At 71.9% G+C, this 5,361-nt stretch carries 6 protein-coding genes; all 6 read left to right on the top strand.

The genetic code is table 11. The features are described from left to right. The first annotated feature begins 249 nt into the window (after positions 1 to 249). The 6 genes from E1265_RS33060 to E1265_RS33080 all read left to right on the top strand — a co-directional run bounded on the left by E1265_RS33060 (position 250) and on the right by E1265_RS33080 (position 5,321). Positions 250 to 639 carry a nuclear transport factor 2 family protein gene (locus tag E1265_RS33060; RefSeq protein ID WP_165953963.1) on the top strand — a complete coding sequence of 130 codons (390 nt, stop codon included), beginning with the start codon at positions 250 to 252 and terminating at the stop codon, positions 637 to 639. Positions 640 to 661: 22 nt separating this feature from the next. Beyond that, positions 662 to 1,132 (top strand): nuclear transport factor 2 family protein, encoded by a 471-nt coding sequence (locus tag E1265_RS33065; RefSeq protein ID WP_165953964.1) that lies wholly within the window; start codon positions 662 to 664, stop codon positions 1,130 to 1,132. Further along, positions 1,132 to 2,067, top strand: a complete 936-nt coding sequence (locus E1265_RS40510) for an NADP-dependent oxidoreductase (protein ID WP_165953965.1) — start codon at positions 1,132 to 1,134, stop codon at positions 2,065 to 2,067. The genes E1265_RS33065 and E1265_RS40510 overlap by 1 nt, the downstream gene beginning before the upstream one ends. Positions 2,068 to 2,123: 56 nt before the next feature. Then, positions 2,124 to 3,617 carry an FAD-dependent monooxygenase gene (locus E1265_RS37525; RefSeq protein WP_165953966.1) on the top strand — a complete coding sequence of 498 codons (1,494 nt, stop codon included), beginning with the start codon at positions 2,124 to 2,126 and terminating at the stop codon, positions 3,615 to 3,617. Between the two features lie 99 nt (positions 3,618 to 3,716). Then, positions 3,717 to 4,196 (top strand): VOC family protein, encoded by a 480-nt coding sequence (locus E1265_RS33075; RefSeq protein ID WP_132934655.1) that lies wholly within the window; start codon positions 3,717 to 3,719, stop codon positions 4,194 to 4,196. A 45-nt stretch (positions 4,197 to 4,241) separates the two neighbouring features. Continuing rightward, a complete protein-coding gene (locus tag E1265_RS33080; RefSeq protein ID WP_132934656.1) occupies positions 4,242 to 5,321 on the top strand; it encodes an aldo/keto reductase in 1,080 nt (359 codons plus the stop codon). Positions 5,322 to 5,361: the final 40 nt, after the last annotated feature.

Consider the following 5,361-nt stretch of genomic DNA (forward strand, 5'->3'; position numbering starts at 1 on the left):
CGGCCGAGCCCTCCGGCGCCCGCCCCCACCCCCGGGGGGTGGGCGCCGCTGTGCGTGCCGGCGGCCGGGGTGCTCATGCGGCGGCGCGGACCGCTACTCCGTCAAGTACCGAGAATGCGTGGTGCCGTTCTCCGAGACCATTGTCGACGCTCGCCTGCTGCCCCTTCAATGGAGCTATCCGAAGAATGGAGCAGCCCTGTGGGCCAGGAATCAAGGCACCTTTCTGACGAACTGACACGCCAGCAAAACGTGGCGACACTCGAGGCATACTTCCGACTCCTCTCCGATCTCGACCTGGACGCGTGGATCGAGTTGTGGGCGGAGCGTTGCGTCATCGAGGCGCCCTATGCGCCCCCGTCGATCCCCGAGCTCATCTCGGGTCGCGCCGCCGTTTACGAGTTCTATCGGGAACAGGCCGCCGGCTATGCGCGCCTGAGCTTTCCGAACACCGTGCTCCAGCCCATGGCCGACCCCGGCAGGGTGCTGGCCCGCTGGTACCCGGACGGCGAACTGACCACCGGCGCCGGCTACCGGAACCAGAACGTCGGCGTCTTCGAGTTCGACGCCGAGGGGAAGATCAAGCGCCTCACCGAGTACTTCGACCCGGCCCCGCTCACCACCCCCGCGAACCCATCCTGACCTGCCGAAAGGACGGAAGGAAGTGACCAACGCCATCGGGATACCGGCGGGCGACCAGGCCTCGGCCGACGCGCGTCGCGCCCGCAACATCGATGCGCTACGCACCTACTTCAGGCTGCTCGAGGAGGGCGACATCGACTCCTGGATCGAGCTCTGGGCACCCGACTGCACGCAGGCGGTGCCCTACGCCACCGGCGAACTCCCCAAGTCGCTCAGCGGCCAGCCGGAAATACACACCCTCTATCGCAACATCGCCGCCGGATTCTCCCGACTCAGGTACCTGCTCATCGAGTTCCAGCCGCTCGCCGACCCCGACGTGATATTCGCCCGCTGGCGCCCGCGCTGCGAACTCGTCGGCGGCGGGGTCTATGTCAACGAGTCCGTCGGCATCTTCGAGTTCGACACCGAGGGCCGCATACGCCACTTCACGGAGTACTTCAACCCGGCCGGTTTCGTCGAGAACTACGAGACGTTCTCCGAGGAGCCCCGATAATGCGCGCCATCATCGCCAGGAGTTACGGCGGTCCCGACGTCCTGGAGCCGAAGGACGTACCCGTCCCGGAGTTCGGCCCAGGCGACGTGCTGGTGCGCGTGCTGGCCGCCGGGACCAACCCCGCCGACTGGGAGTGCCGCAGCGGCCAGGCCGCGGCCTGGTTCGACGACGGCCCCTACCGATGGGGCTGGGACATCTCCGGAGTCGTCGAGTCGGTCGGGGCCGACGTCACCGACCTCGCGCCCGGCGACGAGGTCTACGGCATGCCACGCTTCCCCGAGCTCGCCGGCGGCTACGCCGAGTACGTCAGCGCCCCCGCCGCCCACCTGGCCGCGAAGCCCACCACCATCTCCCACCTCGCCGCCGCCGCGCTGCCGCTGGCCGGGCTCACCGCGGCCCAGGTGCTCGACGCCGCCGCGGCCGACGGCCGGCGGGTGCTGGTCAACGGCGCGGCCGGCGGAGTGGGTCACCTCGCCGTGCAGCTCGCCAAGGCACGCGGCTGCCACGTCACCGCGGTCGCCCGCGAGACGAACCACCGGCTGCTGCGCTCCCTCGGCGCCGACGTGCTGGTGGACCACACCACCACGCGCGTCGCCGACTCGGTCCGCGACATCGACGTGGTGGTGGACCTGGTGGGCGACGACGACCTGCTGGCCACCGTCAACCCGGGAGGCGTGATCGCCCCGATCCCGGGCGCGGCCGCCGGCGCCGGCCCGCTCGAGGAGGCCGCCGCCGCGGTCGGCGTGCGCGTGATCCGGCACGTCGTCCACCCCGACGGCCCACGACTCGCGGAGCTGGCCCGGCTCGTCGACGCCGGCTCGTTGTACCCCGAGGTGTCGGTCGTGCTCCCCCTCGAACAGGCCAGGCTCGCCCACGAGCTGATGGAGAACGGCCGCGGCCTGACCAAGGTCGTCCTCGACGTCGCCGGCCGATAGCCGGCGGCCAGCTCCCGCCGCCACCGGCCCAGGTCACCCGACAGCAGGAGACTCCCGTGCCCACCGAACCCGTTCGCCCCCCGCTGCCCAGCTCCACCGACGTGCTGATCGTCGGCGCCGGCCCCACCGGCCTCGCCCTCGCCGCCGCCTTCCGCACCTTGGGCGTCGACCACGTGCTCATCGACCGCGCCGCGGGCCCGGCCGTGCACTCCAGAGCCGCCGCCGCCCACGCCCGCACCCTGGAATCCCTCGCCACCATCGGCGCGGCCGACGCGCTGGTCGCCCGGGGCCGACCCGGGCGGGCCTTCGTGGCCCGCGACGGCGAGCGACGCATCGTGTCCACGCCCTTCGACGAGCTGGACACGCCCTATCCCTTCGTGCTCGCCGTCCCCCAGGAGACGACCGAACAGGTGCTCCAGGCCCGCCTTGAGGAGCTGGGCGGCCGGGTGTACCGCAGGCACACGCTGCTCGACCTCGGGGAGCTCTATCCCGGGATGAACGCCCTGGTCACCGACGATGAGACCGGAGAGGTACGAGCCGTCAGGGCCCGCTACGTCGTCGGCTGCGACGGCCTGCACAGCACGGTGCGGCAGCGCAGCGACATCGACTTCGTCGGCCACGACCGCCCGCACAACTTCGCGCTGATCGAGTTCTCCATGGATTGGTCGGGGCCCGAGGGGGAGATCACCTTCTTCTTCTCCCCCGCCGGCCTGCTCGCCGTCTCCCACCTGCCGGGCGACCTCTACCGCATCGTCGCCCTGGTCGACGACGACGCCGGCCCGCCCACCCTGGAGGAGATCCAGCACCTCCTCGACACCCGCGGCCCCACCGCGGCCGGCGCCCGGGTGCACCACCTGGAGATGGCCTCGACCTGGCGGGTGCGCCACCGGCTGGCCGACACCTTCGCCAAGGGGCCGGTCTTCCTCGTCGGTGACGCGGCGCACGTGCACAGCCCGGTGGGGGCCCAGGGCATGAACACCGGCATCCAGGACGTCTTCAACCTCGCCTGGAAGCTGGCGGCCGTGCTCGACGGCACGGCCGCGCCCGAGTTGCTCAACACCTACAACGCGGAGCGCCGCCCCGTCGCGCAGGGCGTACTGGCCTTCACCTCCCAGCTCCACGACATCTCCACCGCCAGCGATCCGAACAGCGTCTTCCTGCGCAACGAGGTGCTGTCGGCGGCCAGCCGGATCCCCGAGTTCCAGAGCTGGCTGGCCAACCGGCTCGCCCAGATCTCCGCCCGCTACCCCGGCGCGGAGCCCGGCGCCCAGAGCCCCGCCGTCGGTGAGCGGATGCCGCCGCGCCCTGGCATGGCCACCGGCATCGGCTGGTCGCTGCTGCTGCCTCCGGGAGCCGACTCCCCGGCGGTGAAGGAGGCCGCCGCCGCCAGCGCCACCCCGATCGCAGTCGCCACCGTCACCGACCTGCCGCACGCCGTGCTGGTGCGGCCGGACGGGCACGTCGCGCTCACCTCGCCGGCCGCCGAGGCGGCCGAGCTGCCCGGGCGGCTGGCGGCCTGGCTGCGGCACCCCTGGCCCGTGGCCGGCTGAACCGCCATACGGCCACACCGCACCTCCCTTCACGCCAGCACGCCAGCACGCAGCAAGCCATCGCGCCACCACGCCACCACCGAGAGGAAGGGCACCGCCATGCCCCCGACCTACGTCCGGCCGCCGGGCGCCACCACCCTGATGCACGTCGCCATCATGTGCCCCGACATCGAGCGCTCCCTGCGGTTCTACCGCGACGGGCTCGGCTTCTCGCGCCGCTACGAGTGGACCAAGACCATCTCCCCCCAGGGCGAGGTCGTCTACCAGGGCCGCGGGATCTACCTGGAGCTCCAGGGCAACTCCTACATCGAGCTGTTCCCCGGCGGCCGCGAGGGCGCCGACTCGGCCGACGGGCCGCTGGCCCACATCGCCCTGATCGTGCCCAGCGTGGACGAGGCGTACGAGTCATGCCTGAAGGCCGGCGGCTCGCCCGCCGGCCACGCCGACTGGACCGGCGAGCCGACCTCGCTCGTGATCAACGGCACCCCGGAGATGGACGTGCGCGTCGCCTTCGTCAAGGGCCCGAGCGGTGAGCTCATCGAGCTGTACGAGCAGCACAGCCCCGTCGTGGCCCGCTGACCCGCGCCCACCTCATCCGCACACCCACGACACCCCGGGAGAATCATGCGATACACAGTGCTCGGCAGGACCGGCCTGCGGGTCTCGGAACTGGCCCTGGGAACCGTCACCTTCGGTGAGAACTGGGGCTGGGGCGCCCCCAGGGAGACCAGCGCCCGCATCTTCGACCGCTACGCCGAGGCCGGCGGCAACTTCATCGACACCGCCGACCACTACACCGACGGCACGTCCGAGACCATCCTGGGCGAGCTGCTCGCGGGCCGCCGCGACCGGTTCGTGCTGTCCACCAAGTTCACCCTCCAGACCGACCTTGACGACGTGAACTCGGCGGGCAACTCCCGCAAGAACATGGTGGCCTCGATCGACGCCAGCCTCCGGAGGCTGCGCACCGACTACCTCGACCTGCTCTGGGTGCACGCCCACGACACGCTCACGCCCGTCCCCGAGCTGATGCGGGCGCTCGACGACCAGGTGCGGGCCGGGAAGGTGCGCTACGTCGGCGTCTCCAACTGGCCCGCCTGGGAGGTGGCCCAGGCCAACACGCTCGCCGAGCTGCGCGGCTGGAGCCCGTTCGTCGGCATGCAGATCCGCTACAACCTGCTCGAACGCGCCCCCGAGCGCGAACTGCTCCCCATGGCGAGGGTGTTCGACCTCCCGGTGTTCTGCTGGGGCGCGCTCGCCGAGGGTCGGCTGACGGGCAAGTACCTTGAGGGAGCCACCGGGCGGCTCACCGTGCAGCCGCGCGACCACAGCTCGGCGGGCAGCGACGAGCTCGTGCGGGAGGTCGTCAAGATCGCGGCCGACGGCGGTTGGACCCCGGCCCAGGTGTCCCTCGCCTGGCTGCTGTCCCGCCCCGGCACGGTGATCCCGCTGCTCGGCGCCACCCGCGAGGCACAGCTGCTCGACACGCTCGGCGCGGTCGACGTGCGTCTGTCCGACGAACAGCTGGCCCGCCTCGACGCCACCAGCCACACGGAGCTCGGCTACCCGCACGACCTGCTGCGCGACCCGATCACCCTGCGCGACATGTACGGCGCCGGCTGGCGGAACATCGTCGACCGGAGGACCACGCTCCGCCGGGGCGTCGCGGACGACGCCTTCCGCGACCTGCCCGCGGCGCCCTGACACACGCGCCCTGACGCACGGCCCGAGGCCTTTCCCACCC

Origin of the sequence: Streptomyces sp. 8K308, from assembly GCF_004348315.1 — a bacterium.
GTDB lineage: Bacteria > Actinomycetota > Actinomycetes > Streptomycetales > Streptomycetaceae > Streptomyces.